Origin of the sequence: Anabaena sp. PCC 7108 (genome assembly GCF_000332135.1) — a bacterium.
GTDB lineage: Bacteria > Cyanobacteriota > Cyanobacteriia > Cyanobacteriales > Nostocaceae > Anabaena.
Genome location: NZ_KB235896.1, coordinates 3,686,040 through 3,700,994, shown reverse-complemented (window position 1 = coordinate 3,700,994; position 14,955 = coordinate 3,686,040). Strand labels below are relative to the sequence as shown.

General features: G+C 38.0%; 17 protein-coding genes and 1 tRNA gene. 5 read left to right on the top strand and 13 right to left on the bottom strand.

Going from position 1 to position 14,955, the window contains the following annotated elements:
• Nucleotides 1–12: 12 nt before the first annotated feature.
• The gene (locus ANA7108_RS0117450; RefSeq protein ID WP_016952093.1) at nucleotides 13–567 is read right to left on the bottom strand and encodes a thermonuclease family protein; all 555 of its coding nucleotides are present in this window, start codon (nucleotides 565–567) and stop codon (nucleotides 13–15) included.
• A gap of 48 nt (nucleotides 568–615) precedes the next feature.
• On the bottom strand, nucleotides 616–984 hold the full coding sequence (locus ANA7108_RS0117445; RefSeq protein WP_016952092.1) for a 2Fe-2S iron-sulfur cluster-binding protein: 369 nt from the start codon (nucleotides 982–984) through the stop codon (nucleotides 616–618).
• 107 nt (nucleotides 985–1,091) lie between these two features.
• On the opposite strand from ANA7108_RS0117445, the gene ANA7108_RS0117440 reads away from it, so the two are divergent.
• A tRNA-Ser gene (locus ANA7108_RS0117440) sits at nucleotides 1,092–1,178 on the top strand.
• A 348-nt stretch (nucleotides 1,179–1,526) separates the two neighbouring features.
• Here ANA7108_RS0117440 and ANA7108_RS28250 read toward each other — a convergent pair.
• From ANA7108_RS28250 to ANA7108_RS0117405, 7 genes are all read right to left on the bottom strand, one after another.
• Nucleotides 1,527–2,549: a hypothetical protein gene (locus tag ANA7108_RS28250; protein WP_144052400.1), complete on the bottom strand. Its 1,023-nt coding sequence runs from the start codon at nucleotides 2,547–2,549 to the stop codon at nucleotides 1,527–1,529.
• Between the two features lie 194 nt (nucleotides 2,550–2,743).
• A complete protein-coding gene (locus tag ANA7108_RS0117430) occupies nucleotides 2,744–3,919 on the bottom strand; it encodes an LptF/LptG family permease (RefSeq protein WP_026104263.1) in 1,176 nt (391 codons plus the stop codon).
• Between the two features lie 193 nt (nucleotides 3,920–4,112).
• On the bottom strand, nucleotides 4,113–4,841 hold the full coding sequence (gene lptB / locus ANA7108_RS0117425) for an LPS export ABC transporter ATP-binding protein (RefSeq protein ID WP_016952089.1): 729 nt from the start codon (nucleotides 4,839–4,841) through the stop codon (nucleotides 4,113–4,115).
• A gap of 31 nt (nucleotides 4,842–4,872) precedes the next feature.
• Complete coding sequence (locus ANA7108_RS0117420; protein WP_016952088.1) at nucleotides 4,873–5,367, bottom strand: LptA/OstA family protein; 495 nt, start codon at nucleotides 5,365–5,367, stop codon at nucleotides 4,873–4,875.
• 165 nt (nucleotides 5,368–5,532) lie between these two features.
• A complete protein-coding gene (locus ANA7108_RS0117415; protein ID WP_016952087.1) occupies nucleotides 5,533–5,925 on the bottom strand; it encodes a DUF309 domain-containing protein in 393 nt (130 codons plus the stop codon).
• Nucleotides 5,922–6,287 carry a ferredoxin thioredoxin reductase catalytic beta subunit gene (locus ANA7108_RS0117410; RefSeq protein WP_016952086.1) on the bottom strand — a complete coding sequence of 122 codons (366 nt, stop codon included), beginning with the start codon at nucleotides 6,285–6,287 and terminating at the stop codon, nucleotides 5,922–5,924. The genes ANA7108_RS0117415 and ANA7108_RS0117410 overlap by 4 nt, the downstream gene beginning before the upstream one ends.
• A 136-nt stretch (nucleotides 6,288–6,423) precedes the next feature.
• On the bottom strand, nucleotides 6,424–7,584 hold the full coding sequence (locus ANA7108_RS0117405; protein WP_016952085.1) for a DUF58 domain-containing protein: 1,161 nt from the start codon (nucleotides 7,582–7,584) through the stop codon (nucleotides 6,424–6,426).
• 113 nt (nucleotides 7,585–7,697) lie between these two features.
• Here ANA7108_RS0117405 and ANA7108_RS0117400 point away from each other — a divergent pair, with 113 nt between their 5' ends.
• The 4 genes from ANA7108_RS0117400 (at nucleotide 7,698) to ANA7108_RS0117385 (ending at nucleotide 10,200) form a co-directional block, all read left to right on the top strand.
• Nucleotides 7,698–8,150 (top strand): DUF29 domain-containing protein, encoded by a 453-nt coding sequence (locus ANA7108_RS0117400; RefSeq protein WP_016952084.1) that lies wholly within the window; start codon nucleotides 7,698–7,700, stop codon nucleotides 8,148–8,150.
• Nucleotides 8,151–8,154: 4 nt separating this feature from the next.
• A complete protein-coding gene (locus ANA7108_RS0117395; protein WP_016952083.1) occupies nucleotides 8,155–8,955 on the top strand; it encodes an endonuclease/exonuclease/phosphatase family protein in 801 nt (266 codons plus the stop codon).
• 52 nt (nucleotides 8,956–9,007) lie between these two features.
• On the top strand, nucleotides 9,008–9,721 hold the full coding sequence (locus ANA7108_RS0117390; RefSeq protein WP_016952082.1) for a hypothetical protein: 714 nt from the start codon (nucleotides 9,008–9,010) through the stop codon (nucleotides 9,719–9,721).
• 86 nt (nucleotides 9,722–9,807) lie between these two features.
• A complete protein-coding gene (locus tag ANA7108_RS0117385; RefSeq protein WP_016952081.1) occupies nucleotides 9,808–10,200 on the top strand; it encodes a hypothetical protein in 393 nt (130 codons plus the stop codon).
• Nucleotides 10,201–10,283: 83 nt separating this feature from the next.
• On the opposite strand, the gene ANA7108_RS27585 is transcribed toward ANA7108_RS0117385, so the two are convergent.
• The 4 genes from ANA7108_RS27585 to ANA7108_RS0117365 form a co-directional block, all read right to left on the bottom strand.
• Complete coding sequence (locus tag ANA7108_RS27585; protein WP_016952080.1) at nucleotides 10,284–10,673, bottom strand: Uma2 family endonuclease; 390 nt, start codon at nucleotides 10,671–10,673, stop codon at nucleotides 10,284–10,286.
• 321 nt (nucleotides 10,674–10,994) lie between these two features.
• Nucleotides 10,995–12,785 (bottom strand): translational GTPase TypA, encoded by a 1,791-nt coding sequence (gene typA / locus ANA7108_RS0117375; RefSeq protein ID WP_016952079.1) that lies wholly within the window; start codon nucleotides 12,783–12,785, stop codon nucleotides 10,995–10,997.
• Between the two features lie 708 nt (nucleotides 12,786–13,493).
• Nucleotides 13,494–13,790 carry a hypothetical protein gene (locus ANA7108_RS0117370; RefSeq protein ID WP_016952078.1) on the bottom strand — a complete coding sequence of 99 codons (297 nt, stop codon included), beginning with the start codon at nucleotides 13,788–13,790 and terminating at the stop codon, nucleotides 13,494–13,496.
• A gap of 186 nt (nucleotides 13,791–13,976) precedes the next feature.
• The gene (locus ANA7108_RS0117365; RefSeq protein ID WP_016952077.1) at nucleotides 13,977–14,879 is read right to left on the bottom strand and encodes a polysaccharide deacetylase family protein; all 903 of its coding nucleotides are present in this window, start codon (nucleotides 14,877–14,879) and stop codon (nucleotides 13,977–13,979) included.
• Nucleotides 14,880–14,955 lie beyond the last annotated feature (76 nt).

Here is a 14,955-nt window from a genome sequence, read left to right as displayed (position 1 = left end):
TTTTGTAATTAATTAACGATAAAGACGGCGAAATTCAGCAGGAGTTAGACGCATGGGTTTGTCTGGGTTCCAAATTCCTTTTCCCATGAGTCTAGCCCATTGTTGGGCGCGTTCTAAGCGCTCGTCGTATTTGTGATTAGGCGATCGCGCTACAAATAAAGCATACCCTTGTTTCAGTACTTCTTCATTTAACAACAGCTGATCTTTCCACACATAGGCTAAAGTTCGCCCAAATTTATCTTTTGCTTCTAAGTCCAACTCCAGCTTGACTGGTTTATCTGCACCACCAATCAAACTATCTAAAAGTTCTTTAGCGTCTTCTCCCCAAGGACGCTGACGTAAATCTGGCGCTTCTAAACCAATTAACCGCAGAGGAGAAATTAAATTGGGTTGTTCTGACATACCTAGTACTTCCAAGGTTTGTCCACTGACAACCCGTGCTACTTTCACTTCAGCCGGAATGTTGGTAGGTTGATTTTTGCCTTGACAACTTACCAACAGCACCAAGCAAGATAATATTGCTATTTTTTGCGCCAAGATGCTCAAACACCCTTTGAAAGCTGCCATTCTACTCTGTAAGTATCTGCACCCTGCCACAATTTTCATTTTTTGCCTTTAGTCTTCATCTAAGGGTAAACCGGCTTTAATTTTGCCTTTGCCAAAAAAGCGCCCAAACTGGAGTTCGTACACTTCATCTTCGTCTTGTGTTTCTACTTCCAAGTCAGAACGAGCATAACTGACACATAGCAAAGCGTAACCTTTGCGACGTAAGTCGGGGGATAGTCCAATGGCTTCTGGTTGGTAAATGTCTCCAGAGATGACTCTGACAGCGCAAGTGGTGCAAGCCCCGTTGCGGCAAGAGAAGGGTAATTCTACGCCGTTGTGTTCGGCTGTGTGTAGAATATAGCGGTCTTCTGGGACTTGTAGGGTGTATGATGTGCCGTTAGCGCGATTGTATACTCTGATTGTGTGGGTCTGAACCATCTTCATTTTGGGGTGGGAATGGGGGATTTTAAGTTTATTGTAAAAATATCTTGTTTAATATTTGCATTTTTTGGGTTTTTGTTTTATTATTGAAATTCATGACACCTGGAGAGGTGGCCGAGTGGTTGAAGGCGCAGACCTGGAAAGTCTGTTATGCAGAAATGTATACGAGGGTTCGAATCCCTCCCTCTCCGTTTCTGAAATAGGTTTAAATATTTTGGCGTTGCACAATTGCGGGATGATTTGAGAATCTGCATCAATATATAATCACCGCGTCTGGAGTGTCCCCGCGTCAGCCTCAATCATCCCCTTATTCAGCAACGCCAATATTTTCAGTTGACCCAGATTGATACAAACAGTCTGGGTTAATTTTTTATGGGGTCAAGAATCAGCAAGTACAGAAACCTGAATTGCAAGTTTGCTAAGAGAATGTTTGCAAAGTCGGAAAAATTGTCAAAAATCTCTTTCAGTATCAGATGTAAACAGCATGAAAACAATGACATGAAATAGTGATGACCCTTGAAAATAAATTGGTATAAAGATTATCTAGTAGGATACTGTTGTAACTGTCCAGGATAATTTAAATTAGCTGGCGGTATTTGATTAGGCTGTTGTACATTACTATTAATTCCATATCCTACTGGAGAAGTCGAGTTGCTCACACCTGGACTAGGAATTGGAACAGGATAATTTGGTATAGCAGATGTTCCTGTTATTGATGTTCCTACATTAGGCGGTGTGGCAATGGTATTCAAATTACCGTAGGAATTTTGTGGTGAGTTAGTTGGTTTTAGTTGATTATAGCCCATAATTGAACCTGAGGATAAACCCTGATTAGGTAAGCTACTAGTAGGTGAAATTGGCTTTACTCCTACATTACTACCTGAAAAACTGAGTTTATTTGTATTACTATATTTTTTCATCGCTGCTGCTAAAGGACTCATGACCTCAGTGTTTTGACTTTGACTATTTGTAGTCTGAGTAGTTAATCCCCTAGTCAAATTAGAGGCATCTGTGATTTCTGTTCTTTCTGGAGATATAGCGAAGTTGTTAATATCTAAAAACTGATTTTTATAATCACCATTGTCCGACTTCAATAAATTTTCTGGTCGGTTCACAACAAGATTTTTTGCAGGTGGTGAGCTAATATTATTAGTTATCGCCACATTAGATTTGAATTTTTCTTCATCAGTAAAAGCATTTTTTTGATTAATTAAATCCTCTACAAAAAAATCACTATTCTTTAACTGAAGATTACTTGGGAAGGTAGTTACATTTGCAGATAAATTTGTTTGTTCAAAATCACTCAACAAAGTCGGCACATTATCAATATCGGCGGCAATAGCTTGATCTTCTTGTGAAAGTGAAGTATCAGCAGTTTTTTCAGCAGCAATTTCTTTAGGTTGCACTTTAGTAAAAAAGTCTGGATTTATCCAATATTCCCGAATTACTATTCCCATAACCAATAAAAAAATTCCAGTTCCCCAAAAACTAGGGCGCAATAAATTCGATAACCTGGCTTTGAAATAGCGTAAGTAAGCAGGAGGATAGTTACGATCTGGCATAATATAATAACTTGGGTTAGAGTATAAAGTCATGCAACCTTATACTAACTCATCAAAGTTTATACTGCCATGTTAGTGATAAATATTCTTTGACAATTGCGAAAATAACTGACGATAGAAAATATTTAAAAAGCTTGTTTAATTTGCTTTTTTGATTTTTAATTCAAACCTGTGCTACTTACTAGTAGATTGATTTATCTTTGTGCAACTCGCATCAACAAGAATAAACCTGTTACCAAACCGAATGAATTAGGCAACCAAGCACCTATCAAGGGAGAGAGAATACCTGCCTGTGCTAAAGCACCGGAAATTGATAACAGTAGATAATAACTGAAAATAACTATGACACTAATACCAAAACTAGTTCCTCTGCCAGTGCGTTGCGGTATGCTTCCCATTGCCGAACCAACTAAACCAAAAATTATACATACAAAGGGAAAGGCAATTTTTTGTTGAATCCGTACTTCTAATTTCCGAATTTTTTGAGGATCTCCTGCTAGGCGTTCTACTTGTAGTTGTTCTAGGGCTTGAGAAATATTCATTTCGCCGTAATCTCGGCTGTTTTCTGCTAGATTTAAAGGTGTACGTGGTAGTTGTAATTGTTGATGTTCAAACCGCAAAATATTGCGATAAGAACGGTCTGGGGCGACTAGATAAATAGTACCATTATAAAAATCCCAAACTTGTTTTGAGGCATTCCATTGGGCAGATTCTGAGACTAAAATTTGATTCAGTCCTTCTCGAGAACGGTCTATAATTGTTAAACCTATCATTTGCTTGCCATCAAATTGGTCAGCATAAAATAGGCGTGCAAGTACCTTATTTTTAGTACCATCTGGTTGTTTAACATCCCGATATTCAGGATAGTAAATATTTTCTCGTTTAAATGAAGGCTGATCTGATTTTAAGGCTGCTTCTAGGGTACGAGTTGCTTCATAGTTTGCCGCTGGTGCAATTTGCTCATTAAAAACATATGTCATCCCTGTAATTAAACTGCTCAATAACACAGCAGTTAGTACCATACGATAGACACTTACCCCACACCCACGTAGGGCAATCAGTTCACTCTCACTAGAAAGACGACTATAGGTCATCAAAGTAGCCAGTAAGGTAGACATGGGAAAAGAATAAACCATTACATAGGGCAGCTTTAATAAAAAAACTTTCATAGCAATAGTAATTGGTAGCCCAGATTCTACGACTTTTCGCAATAATTCAAATAAGCTATCAATCGCCAAAACTACAGAAGTAAATGCCCCGACACCAAATAAAAATAGGGGAAGCAACTGTACAGCCAAGTAGCGATCCATGATGGAAAAAGGCAGCAGTGAACTAAGGCCGTAAAAAGATTTAAGCTGTTTAGATATCATAAGTAAGTTTAAAAATTAAATAGAGATTATCAAGTATATTGATTATTGTGATTTAACTTGCTAATAAAAACAGATTGATGACAATTTTTAGTTAAGAAATTAAATGTTTGATGATGAGAATTCATTGATAAGTGCTAAATTCTTGATCAGAAAATGTTAGCCGTATTTCCTGTTTCAAATTTCCTAAGTTGATTTAGTTAAAAAAGTTATCACCTAAATAATATTGTCGCACGAGTGGGTTATTGTAAAGTTCATCGGCAGTACCAAAAGCAAGTATTTGCCCTTCCCGCATAATATAACCACGATTAGTGATAGCCAAGGTTTCGCGGACATTATGATCTGTGATCAGAATTCCCATACCGCGATCGCGCAATTGTCCCACAATCTCCTGAATTTCCGCAACGGCAATGGGATCAACTCCCGCAAATGGTTCATCTAAAAAGAGAAATTTTGGACCTTCTCTACCTGCTGCTAAAGCCCTGGCTAACTCAGTTCGTCGTCGTTCACCCCCAGAAAGTTGAATACCTTTACTATTTGCCACTTTTTCCAAGCGAAACTCTTTTAGTAAATTGTGTAACCGCTTCGACCACTCCCATCGTGGCACATTCGTTTGCTCAAATACCAGGAGAATATTATCCCGGACTGAGAGTTGGCGAAAAACACTGGCTTCTTGTGCCAGATAGCCAATGCCTAATCTTGCTCGTTTGTGCATTGGCATTCCTGTAATATCCCAATTATCTAACCAAACTCTTCCCTGATTCGGTTTTTCTAAGCCTGTGGCGATATAAAATGTTGTTGTTTTACCGGCTCCGTTTGGTCCGAGTAAGCCAACCACTTCACCTTGAGCAACAGAAAGGCTAACGCGATTGACAATGACGCGCTTGCCGTAAGATTTGTGAATATTCTCTAAAAAAATTTTCACTATTAGTGTCTTGTTTGGGTGGTAGATATTATTAATTAGAACGTTTGAGGGCTGGTGTTTTTGGAGCCGGTTTAGCAGGTTGTCCGTTCACATTAGTGTCATCCACCATGTAGACAGATTCTACCTGACGGTTGGACTGGGGTAAGGCGATAAATCGGCCTTCGTCAATCAAATAAGTTACTTTCTCAGCCCGAATACTATTGTTACCTTGTTGCAAAATATAAACGTTGCCACTGAAATCAATTCGCCGTTCTTTACTAAAGTATTGTGCTTGGGCAGATGTTGCTTGCAACTGACGAGCGGGATACAACATCTGCACATTACCACGGGCGGTAATTACTTGGGTTTTAGCATCATATTCTTGCACATCAGAGCGAATGGTGAGTGGGCGATTTCCTGCTGATTGCGCGGTAGCGGTTTGCACTTGGCTAGGGAAGGCAATTGTTGCCAACAGTGCAACTGGTAGCATCAAGGCTAAACCAAAGCGCCGTATTTGTGAATTTGGCAATTTATAGGGAGGTATCATAGTAATTGGGGATAGAAATCTTGAGGTTATGTTCTTATTATCTCCAGCAGTTTATCCAAAAATAAAATCTACTATCAAGAATACTTGTAGATAAATATTTGCTGGCTACTGAAAACTATTGACGTTTTTCTCCCCAGAAGGTTGCATTCAGGAAAAACCCCAAAGTTATCTTTCATTTATAGAAATCGTGGGTAAAAGCAAGGCTATATTTTCACCCCCATCACTACTAAGTATTTTTTCGGGATCTGTTTGTTGGAGTACTTTCAACAATTCCACACTCTGAGTGAATAATTTTTCCACATTGATGCCGTAGTCACTTTCTGGGTAACGTCGCAGACGATTGCTACCTTCTCCCAATAGAATCATTGCTCCTCGTAAGTTGCGATTACCCAGATGATAGAGTGCTACAGCGATTTGCAGAATACCCTGATATAAACTTTTTTCTGGTTCAGTTGCTTCAATCCACAGGGCTTCTAAGGTGTCATGACAGGCGTAGAACTGCCCAGAGTTGAACTGTTCTACTCCTTGCCAAAACTCTTGGGGCAGGTTTTCACTCATCCCATGCTTTCTCGCACTTCTTTGATGGTTTCGAGAGATATTTCTTGTGTGTCACCAACAAAGTCGCTCTCGGCGGTGAGGAACAGCATACAGTGACATTCTTTGCGTTCTCGCATGGGTACACAAGGACAGTTCCAATAGGCAGCGCTGACTTCCGCTTCTTTGTCTTCATAGTGGCGGCAGGGACACAAAGGCGCACCGAGTTCGTCTTTATGTTTGGCTAGTCCTTCTATCACAACTGCGGTAACGGAAGGTTCTGAACAGAAGTACGTTCCAGTCCGCTTGGCGTATTGCTCGGAAAAATGCCGCATTGCCTCTAGGCTTTTATCGCTGGATTTAGTGTTAACTTCTGATGGAATCATTGGCTCGGACGCTCATAAATTTAAATATTTCTTTGCATTGTACAACAGGCGGGAGCCATGGGGCAGTAACCATGGGGCAGAAGGCAGGGGGCAGGAGGTAGAAGTTTTTTATTTGTTATTAATTGATTTTTGTTCTCTAGAATGAACTTAATGGTTTTTGTAACTGAAGTTGCATTTCTTGTCCATTTTCCCAGGTTATGCCGGGATAATCTCGGCTGACTAGGATTGGTTCTGAGGGTGAAGTTACATTCTCCCACAAAATCCAACGACTGCCCAGAGGTAACTCGGATAGGGTTAAGGGGTTTTGGGTGAGCCAAATTAATGGGCAGTTATCTGGTGGGGTATTTGTTTCTTCTAGGGGGTTGGTTGCTGCTAAGGTTTCGAGAACGGGAATATCACCTTTGGCTAAACCTGTGGCTGCTGTCCAAAGTTCTACTTGTAATTTTTGGCGGTGGGCGTAGAAATACAAGGATGCAGCAGCGATGACGGCTTGTTCAAATTGTTCTTGTTGCCAATTGTCAGCACTATCAAGGGCAATAATAATTTTTTGTCCGGCTGTAATTAGTTCTAATTCCCGGACTCGTAATTCTCCGTAACGAGCGCTGGTACGCCAATGGATGAGACGGGTGGGATCTCCAATGCGGTAAGGACGGAGCGATCGCACTAATCCTGTCGTGGCTAATTGTAATGGTACACCACGAGGATCGTTTTTTTGACTTTCGTCTTGACCGATTTCATCTATGAGGGGGCAGTTTGTCAGGGGTAAAACGGTGGGATAGACAATGGCTCTAATTGGAGATTTTCGCTGCCGACGACACCAAAATAAGCCCCATGGCGCACCTGTTCCCAATTCTACTGTTTCCCAACGATACAAGCCTCGGCGTTGGGTCGGGTGGTAATATATCCAACGGTGAGAGTCTTTTGCACCAATGGTGTCAATTGGTTGTTTGACTGGTTTTCCCAAGACAAAGGGAAGTATATCCGATACTTGCAATAGGGTAATAGGTGTTTGGGTGGGGTTATGAATTTCTATTTCAATGGTGAGTTCGTCACCGACGGTGACTGGTGGGATGGGAGAGCGGTTAACAATTAAATTTTTGAGCGATCGCGGTGCTAAAAAAGCTGATACACCCACAAGGGCAAGACAGACCCCGCTAATTACATATAACCAGCCCGCCATTGTGTTGATTGCAGCGCCTAAATAACAAATTGCCACGCCTATTAATACCCAACCCCCGTAGGTAGGAGATGAGGCGTGGGTTTCTAACCAATTGGTGATGTTTTTGGTGATTTTCATAGTTTCTTTTTTAACTCAAAAATGGCTGAAATGCCCAGTATTTTAGCCATTTGCATTGATAAATTTGTAAGTGTGTATGATTAAATTAAGGAATGTAGGTGGAATTTTAAAATATGACAATTACTACCAACTTAAAACAACTCTATGATACCGATGATAATTTATGGTTGGAAGAAACTATTGAATTATTAAAACAAAAACAGTTTAACCAACTTGATGTAGAAAACTTAATTGAGGAATTAATCCGTTGGGGTAAAAGAGATTTAGCTAAAGGGAAAAGTTTTTTAAGGCAAATTATTATTCATTTATTATTACTTCAATATTGGCAGGTAGAATATGATAAAAACTATCGTCATTGGATTGGAGAAATTAAAACTTTTAGATATGACTTAAATAATCATTTAACGACGAATTTAATAAACAAGCTACAGGAGGATTTAGAAAATGTTTATCAAAGTGCAGTTGATTTTGTGCAGATTAAAACTGATTTAACTATTTCTACTGAAAAATGTCCTTACACTATGACACAATTATTAGATAATAGCTATTTACCAATTGAACAATAAAATCATGAAAATTATCACAATTAATATTCTTTTTAAACTAGACCATTGGCCACAACGCCGAGAATTATTAATAGCAGGACTCAAAGCTGAAAATCCTGATGTTATTGCATTACAAGAAGTGAGTTTATCAGAAGATACAGCCGCGTGGATTGCTGAACAATTAAATATTCCCCATATTTACAAAGTTATTCCCCAAGAAGTTGCAGAAAGTGATTTACCATTTGGGTTAGCTATTCTCAGTCGTTATCCGATTGAAAATACAGCAGCACTAAATTTAGAACATCAGGGAAGAATAGCCCAATATGCACAAATTAAGTTAGATAATCATAAATCAATAGTAATTTGTAATGGTCATTATTTTTGGCATCCAGGTTCACACCAAAAACGAAATAAGCAAATACAAATGATGTTAGATTGGTTATCAGAATTTCCTGAGACAATGCCAATTATATCAGTGGGAGATTTTAATGGTACTCCCGATACATCAGGAATTAAGTTAATTAAAGAAAAATATAGGTCAGCTTATGAAGTATATCATGGAAATGAGCCAGAATATACTTGTCCTACACTTTTAGATCATTTAGATAAGATTAGTTGGAGAAGAAGATTTAAGCTATTTTGGAGAACTTTAATTTTTAATAAAACTTGGAAACGCTGGCAGGGAACTTTAGATTATATTTTTATCAATCAACATTTACAAGTGAAAGATTGTCGAATAACTCTCAATCAACCAGCAGCAAATAATCGTTATCTTTATCCTTCTGATCATTTTGGCATTGTTGCTGATTTAGAGATTGTTGATTAAAATGGAGAATTAAGTGATTAACTCACCCTAAAAACTTATTTTATAAGGTATTATGACAGATTATATAGAATATTTGCATGATAAGATCCAACACGCTGGTTTATCAGATGACGAGATTGAATACTCTCACTCTCTATACCAAAAGCTTATTAACCGCCAATATATGGAAAACGGTCGCAGCAAAACGAAGCAAGGGATTCTTGATCAACTTTTAAATAGTGCAGAAAATATTGATAATTCTTTTATAGAGGGAGCTATATCTTCTGTCATTATATATCATCAAATTGCAGAAGAGTGGTTATATGATTTATTGGAACTTATTCGGTTTTTAATTGATTTAATGCTTTATCCAGAAAGAATCAAACATAAATCAACTGATAATTTGCATCTCAATGGCTTCATTCAAGAAATTGAGAGTTCTATTGATTTTGATAAAAAAAAGGAAATCATAGAATATGCTAAAGATGTAAATAAATATCGTAATCAGATTGCTCATGATTTGTTAAAGAAAGATTCGTTGAAGTTAATAACTCAAGATGCAGAAAAATTCAGTGAACACTTTACTAAGATGTCTAAAGCATTAGAAGGAACAAAAGAAGAACCCTATGGAGCCAGAGAATCTCTTCTAGAAAAAATAAAGTATTATTCTAAATGGAGTGATGCGTTTGAGGATAAGTACAAGTCTTTACTTACAGAAATACTGGAGGATAATGAAGTTAAATTTCTAAGTCAAGAAGAATTTGATACTGAAATAGATAACAAATAAATCAGTTTATACAAACCCAAAGAAACATTCTTTTTATCGTGCCGATTTACTTATCCTAGCCGTTTTTATTAACTCATGAAGTCAATATGGATTATTTAAAATTATTTACAAGTTTATTGATAGTTGTTTCAGCAATTTTTGGCTTAAACAGAGTAGCATCTGCCCAAAATGTACCAAGATACATCTATCTGGGAGATCATCAAGGAATGCCTGTCCTATTCGATACGGAAAGTCAGGCTGGAACTACTTATAAAATATATATCGGAAATGGCGGAAGAATGACTGAAATAACTCTTCAGGCATCATGTAATGAATCTAGGTTATTTATAATCAACTATGCTCTTTATAAAGTTGACAACAATCAACCAAAACTTTTAAGTCAAGATACAAAAGTAGAAGAAATAGAATTTAATCCAAAATCTATACTAGGATCACCAATGGTAGCAGTGTGCAAAAAGATAGGTGCATCTGGATGGTAGATAGTTATTAGTATATAGCGTTTCCTCTTCACATGAGGTACATCATAAGTACCTCATCGCTTGCGGGGTGGGGTTGTTATACCTCACTCAACCGATAACCGACCAGGAGAAAGAATTTCTATTACCCAAGCGGGTGCAAAATCAATACCACTGCTGATAATATCACCACTATCATCCAACGGTATTTGATTAATAGAAATTACCGCCACATCGGGAACAACTGAACGATTACCGCAGGTACAGCGCAATTCAGGAAAGGCTTCATAGTTGGTTCCCAATTGATCAATCACTGCAACTAAACGCTTTTGTAAAAGACTGTGTTTACCACCACCCATCGGTTTTTGAATTGCTTCTCCATTAATATATTCCCAAGCAGGTGATTCTTCAATATAGGGAAGTTTAAAAAACTCCTCTAGAGTCATGGTTTCTGGAAAAATAATTTTTCCTTGTGTTAACCCAAGATTTTTTATCATCAGGTTTTTATCTTGGCTATAGTTTATAAATATTCAATCTTTCTTCTCTCCGCGTCTCTGCGTGATAAAAAGATCCAAAAACCAAATATCAATCCCTTGGTATTTTAACTAAATTTACCAAAAAGTCAGAACAATGTCAATAATCAATCGCTGAAAAAACCAAACTTCGTTAAATAATTGAGAATAGTATCAATAATATTGAGAATAGGGGGGAGTTTATTGCGAAAATCTTTTTTTCAGGAATTTCGGAAAACCAGAGATAAGTTAATTTAATAGAACGCAGATAAAAAATTAGGGTGGGAAAAACCCACCCTTGATAGATTAGCGTTTTGCTAACTTCTTCGCCATCTTGCGGAGACGAATCGATTCAGGTGTAACTTCCACCAATTCATCTTGAGCGATGTACTCTAACGCCCGTTCCAAACTCATGTCTATCGGTGTTTGTAACTGGACAAGTTCATCACCACCAGCCGCACGGTGGTTAGTTAGCTGCTTGGTTTTACAAACATTCAATTCCAAGTCTTGAGGACGATTATGTTCACCGATAATCATGCCTCTGTAAACCTTGGTTCCTGGACTGATAAAGAATGCGCCTCTATCTTCAGAGTTTTTCATGGCGTAGAAGGTAGAAACACCTTCTTCAAAGGAGATTAAAACGCCTTTGTTACGGGCTTCAATATCTCCTGATAAGGGACGATAATCAAGGAAACTGTGGTTCATGATGCCTTCACCACGAGTCATCCGCATGAATTCACCCCGGAAACCAATCAAACCACGGGCGGGAACGATAAACTCTAGTTGAGTGCGATCGCCTCCACCAGGCTGCATATCTTGCATTTCTGCTTTCCGTTGTCCCAAACGTTCAATACAGCTACCAACTGCATCGGCGGGAACGTCTAAAGCCAGAAGTTCAAACGGTTCGCAAGGTTGACCGTTAACTGTGCGGTAAATTACTTGAGGTTGAGATACTTGGAACTCGAAACCTTCACGACGCATGGTTTCGATTAAGATTCCTAAGTGTAATTCACCACGACCAGAAACTAGGAATTTATCGGGAGAGTCGGTTTCTTCAACGCGCAAAGCTACGTTTGTTTCTAATTCACGGAATAAGCGATCGCGAATTTGGCGAGAAGTCACCAACTTACCTTCTTGACCTGCAAAAGGTGAATCATTCACCCAGAAGGTCATTTGTAAAGTTGGTTCATCAACTTTAATTAGTGGTAAAGCTTGGGGTTCATTGGGATCTGTAATGGTTTCCCCAATGTAAGCATCAGCAAAACCAGCTACAGCCACAATATAACCTGCGGTAGCTTCTTCCATATCTACCCGCTTCAAGCCTTCAAATCCCATCAGCTTAGTAATTTTCCCCTTGACAATGCTGCCATCTTCTACTACCAAAGCAGCTTGTTGTCCAGCGCGGATAGTCCCGTTATGGATTTTACCAATGATGATCCGTCCTAAATATTCAGAATAATCTAGGGTGGTAACTTGCAATTGCAGCGGTTTGTTAGGATCTCCCACTGGTGCAGGGACGTGACGGAGAATAGCATTAAATAGGGGCTGCATATCTACCCCTTCCTCTTCCAAAGTTTCTTTAGCGAAACCAGCCATACCGGAAGCGAATAGATATTTAAAGTCGCACTGGTCTTCATCTGCACCTAATTCTAAGAACAGATCCAAGACTTTATCAACAGCCACGTGAGGGTCAGCTTGTCCACGGTCAATTTTATTAATTACGACAATAGGACGCAGCCCTTTTTCCAACGCTTTTTTCAACACAAAGCGGGTTTGGGGCATTGGTCCTTCATTGGCATCAACAATGAGCAGACAACCGTCAACCATTCCGAGTACCCGTTCTACTTCTCCGCCGAAGTCAGCGTGTCCAGGGGTATCAACTATATTGATCAGAGTTTCTTTGTAGCGGACTGCTGTATTTTTGGAAAGAATAGTAATTCCTCGTTCCCGCTCCAAAGCGTTGGAGTCCATGACACAATCCGGAACGTCTTCGCCTTCGCGGAAAATGCCGGACTGTTTGAGGAGAGCATCAACCAAGGTGGTTTTACCGTGGTCAACGTGAGCGATGATGGCGACGTTACGAATTGGGAGCGTCATAGAGGCTTGGGGTGAACTTTAGGGTTTTTAGATTAAGAAGCTAAATGTTTGGCTGCTGTAACAGAATTGGAGGTGATTTACCAAATCTGTAACGAACCTTTAATAATTCTAGCGTAATTGTCACAAATATTGTTGTTTTGACAATAAATAGCAAGAGGATTTTTGAGGTTGAGGGGTAGTTGCTAGTGCAAGAAGGCAGAAGATATGAAATAAACAAACCGCAAAGGACTATAGCTGCTTCCCGGAGCAGAGGAGAGGGCTTAACAATTTTTTCGGATTCAGTTGCGTAATTTTCCCAGAATTCGGATGTTACCGAACCAAGTTTCTTTAACTATAATCTGAGACTTACAGCGGATATTTACGGTATTCTTACAAAAGAAGGGAACAGGGAACAGGGAACAGGGAACAGGGAACAGGGAACAGGGAACAGGGAACAGGGAACAGGGAACAGGGAACAGGGAACAAATAAAAAACTAAAGTTTAAGAGTTTAAAGCTCAGTCAAAAAAAAGGATGTTTTTACAAGGAGAGTGACACGAAAAAAACAGTGTCATTATTTCAATCTCATGTTTCTAAACATGAGTTTTTTCTGTTAAGAGTTGCTTCCTGTTCCCTCTGAAAAATTCTTCCGATATTTGATTAATTGATTTTCCTCAATTGATCATGCAAATTTAAGTTTGTAGTTAGCGCTATGGCGCTAACTGTAAATACTAAGGAACAAGTCTATATTCTTCTACGTCACCCTTAAAAACAAACCAAGTTGAAATAGAGTTACCTCCTTCTTGAGGTTTCAAGCTATCCTTAAAAGTAACTTTCCAATGATCACCACCATAGTAATTAGCACTTTTAGGATCACTAGAACCGCGATCAATAATCGAGGCAAAATATGTCTGACCTGCTCGTGCTAAAAATGTCGGGTCATTTTTTTTCAAATCTTTAAATTGTTGTGTACTTTGTTTGAAAGTAGTAGTACCAATATTATCCTTGATTCTCAAAATGCTCGGCATTAATGCATCTCCTGTAATTGTTGGTTAAAGCTGGCATACTTTAGGAATTGATTTTCACAATTAACCAATAATATTATACACAAGTTAGTGAAAATTTAGCTCAAATTAAAAATTTCAATATGCCTTCTCTAGGTATTTTATATCGATTGTTCATGAAAATGCTGATTTAATAGTAAAATTAGTTTTCTAGCATTGCTCTTTAAAAATATTCTTCTTGTTTGGCGAAAATTTTTGAATGGCTTCTATTAACTCTTGACTAGATTTTTGTCCATTAACCATTAATCTAGGAATTTTGTAATTATCCTTTAAACAACTATAGTTTAGTAATTTATCATTATATAGATATGCAGATAAATAATACTTATTTACATACTGCTCTACTTGTTTATTATAAGCACCATAGGGATAAGCAAGATGAGATGCAACATTTTGTTCGGGGTCTAAATCTTCTGTACATTTTCTGAGTTTAATTCTAGCCAATAATAGTTCGCTTACTATTTCCTGCTGAGAAATTTCTGTCAGATTTTTATGATTATCTCCATGAGATTGAATATCAAAAAAACCTTTTTGCAAACCCTCCCTTAAATCCCGACATCCTAAGTGAGTTGAACTGACCCTATCCTCATTTGTTAACGTACCTGGATTGACAAACAAAACTACCTTGACTTTTTTACCATATTTCTTTTCCAGTTTAGATAAAATAGGCAATAAATTTGTGTATACTGTTTTATAACTGTCATCAAATGTCAACATAATGGCATTTTTGTTACGATACTCATAGGGGACTTCTCTAGATTTAGTGATAAAAAAATCATATAAATCTTGGCTAGTTAAAAACCAATAATCTTGAACAACTAAATACTCTAATAATTTTTCCATTTCTTGTTTTTTATAGTCCATATCTAATTGTTGAAATTTACGAATATTACTTTGAGAAACTATTCGATGAAAGCCTAAAATAGGTATAGTTGGTGGATTATAGCCTGGATTGAGTAATGGAAAAATCATTACCATTAATAAAAACATACTGAGAGGGAAGGAGGTCTTTTTTGAAGAATTACTATTTTGCTGATGATTATCTTCATTCATTTTCAGATTGTTACCTATTTGTAAAAAATGTGGTTATTATGGAACTAAAAGTAAATTTCTGCTTGATTTGGATTCA

Coding starts and splice junctions, on each gene's coding strand:
- ANA7108_RS28250 (WP_144052400.1), bottom strand. CDS start 2,549: ATGCCAGATCGTAACTATCCTCCTGCTTACTTACGCTATTTCAAAGCC.
- ANA7108_RS0117370 (WP_016952078.1), bottom strand. CDS start 13,790: ATGCCGAGCATTTTGAGAATCAAGGATAATATTGGTACTACTACTTTC.
- ANA7108_RS0117390 (WP_016952082.1), top strand. CDS start 9,008: ATGACAGATTATATAGAATATTTGCATGATAAGATCCAACACGCTGGT.
- ANA7108_RS0117445 (WP_016952092.1), bottom strand. CDS start 984: ATGGTTCAGACCCACACAATCAGAGTATACAATCGCGCTAACGGCACA.
- ANA7108_RS0117395 (WP_016952083.1), top strand. CDS start 8,155: ATGAAAATTATCACAATTAATATTCTTTTTAAACTAGACCATTGGCCA.
- ANA7108_RS0117405 (WP_016952085.1), bottom strand. CDS start 7,584: ATGAAAATCACCAAAAACATCACCAATTGGTTAGAAACCCACGCCTCA.
- ANA7108_RS0117430 (WP_026104263.1), bottom strand. CDS start 3,919: ATGATATCTAAACAGCTTAAATCTTTTTACGGCCTTAGTTCACTGCTG.
- ANA7108_RS0117385 (WP_016952081.1), top strand. CDS start 9,808: ATGGATTATTTAAAATTATTTACAAGTTTATTGATAGTTGTTTCAGCA.
- ANA7108_RS0117365 (WP_016952077.1), bottom strand. CDS start 14,879: ATGAATGAAGATAATCATCAGCAAAATAGTAATTCTTCAAAAAAGACC.
- ANA7108_RS0117420 (WP_016952088.1), bottom strand. CDS start 5,367: ATGATACCTCCCTATAAATTGCCAAATTCACAAATACGGCGCTTTGGT.
- ANA7108_RS27585 (WP_016952080.1), bottom strand. CDS start 10,673: ATGATAAAAAATCTTGGGTTAACACAAGGAAAAATTATTTTTCCAGAA.
- ANA7108_RS0117410 (WP_016952086.1), bottom strand. CDS start 6,287: ATGATTCCATCAGAAGTTAACACTAAATCCAGCGATAAAAGCCTAGAG.
- ANA7108_RS0117450 (WP_016952093.1), bottom strand. CDS start 567: ATGGCAGCTTTCAAAGGGTGTTTGAGCATCTTGGCGCAAAAAATAGCA.
- typA (WP_016952079.1), bottom strand. CDS start 12,785: ATGACGCTCCCAATTCGTAACGTCGCCATCATCGCTCACGTTGACCAC.
- ANA7108_RS0117400 (WP_016952084.1), top strand. CDS start 7,698: ATGACAATTACTACCAACTTAAAACAACTCTATGATACCGATGATAAT.
- ANA7108_RS0117415 (WP_016952087.1), bottom strand. CDS start 5,925: ATGAGTGAAAACCTGCCCCAAGAGTTTTGGCAAGGAGTAGAACAGTTC.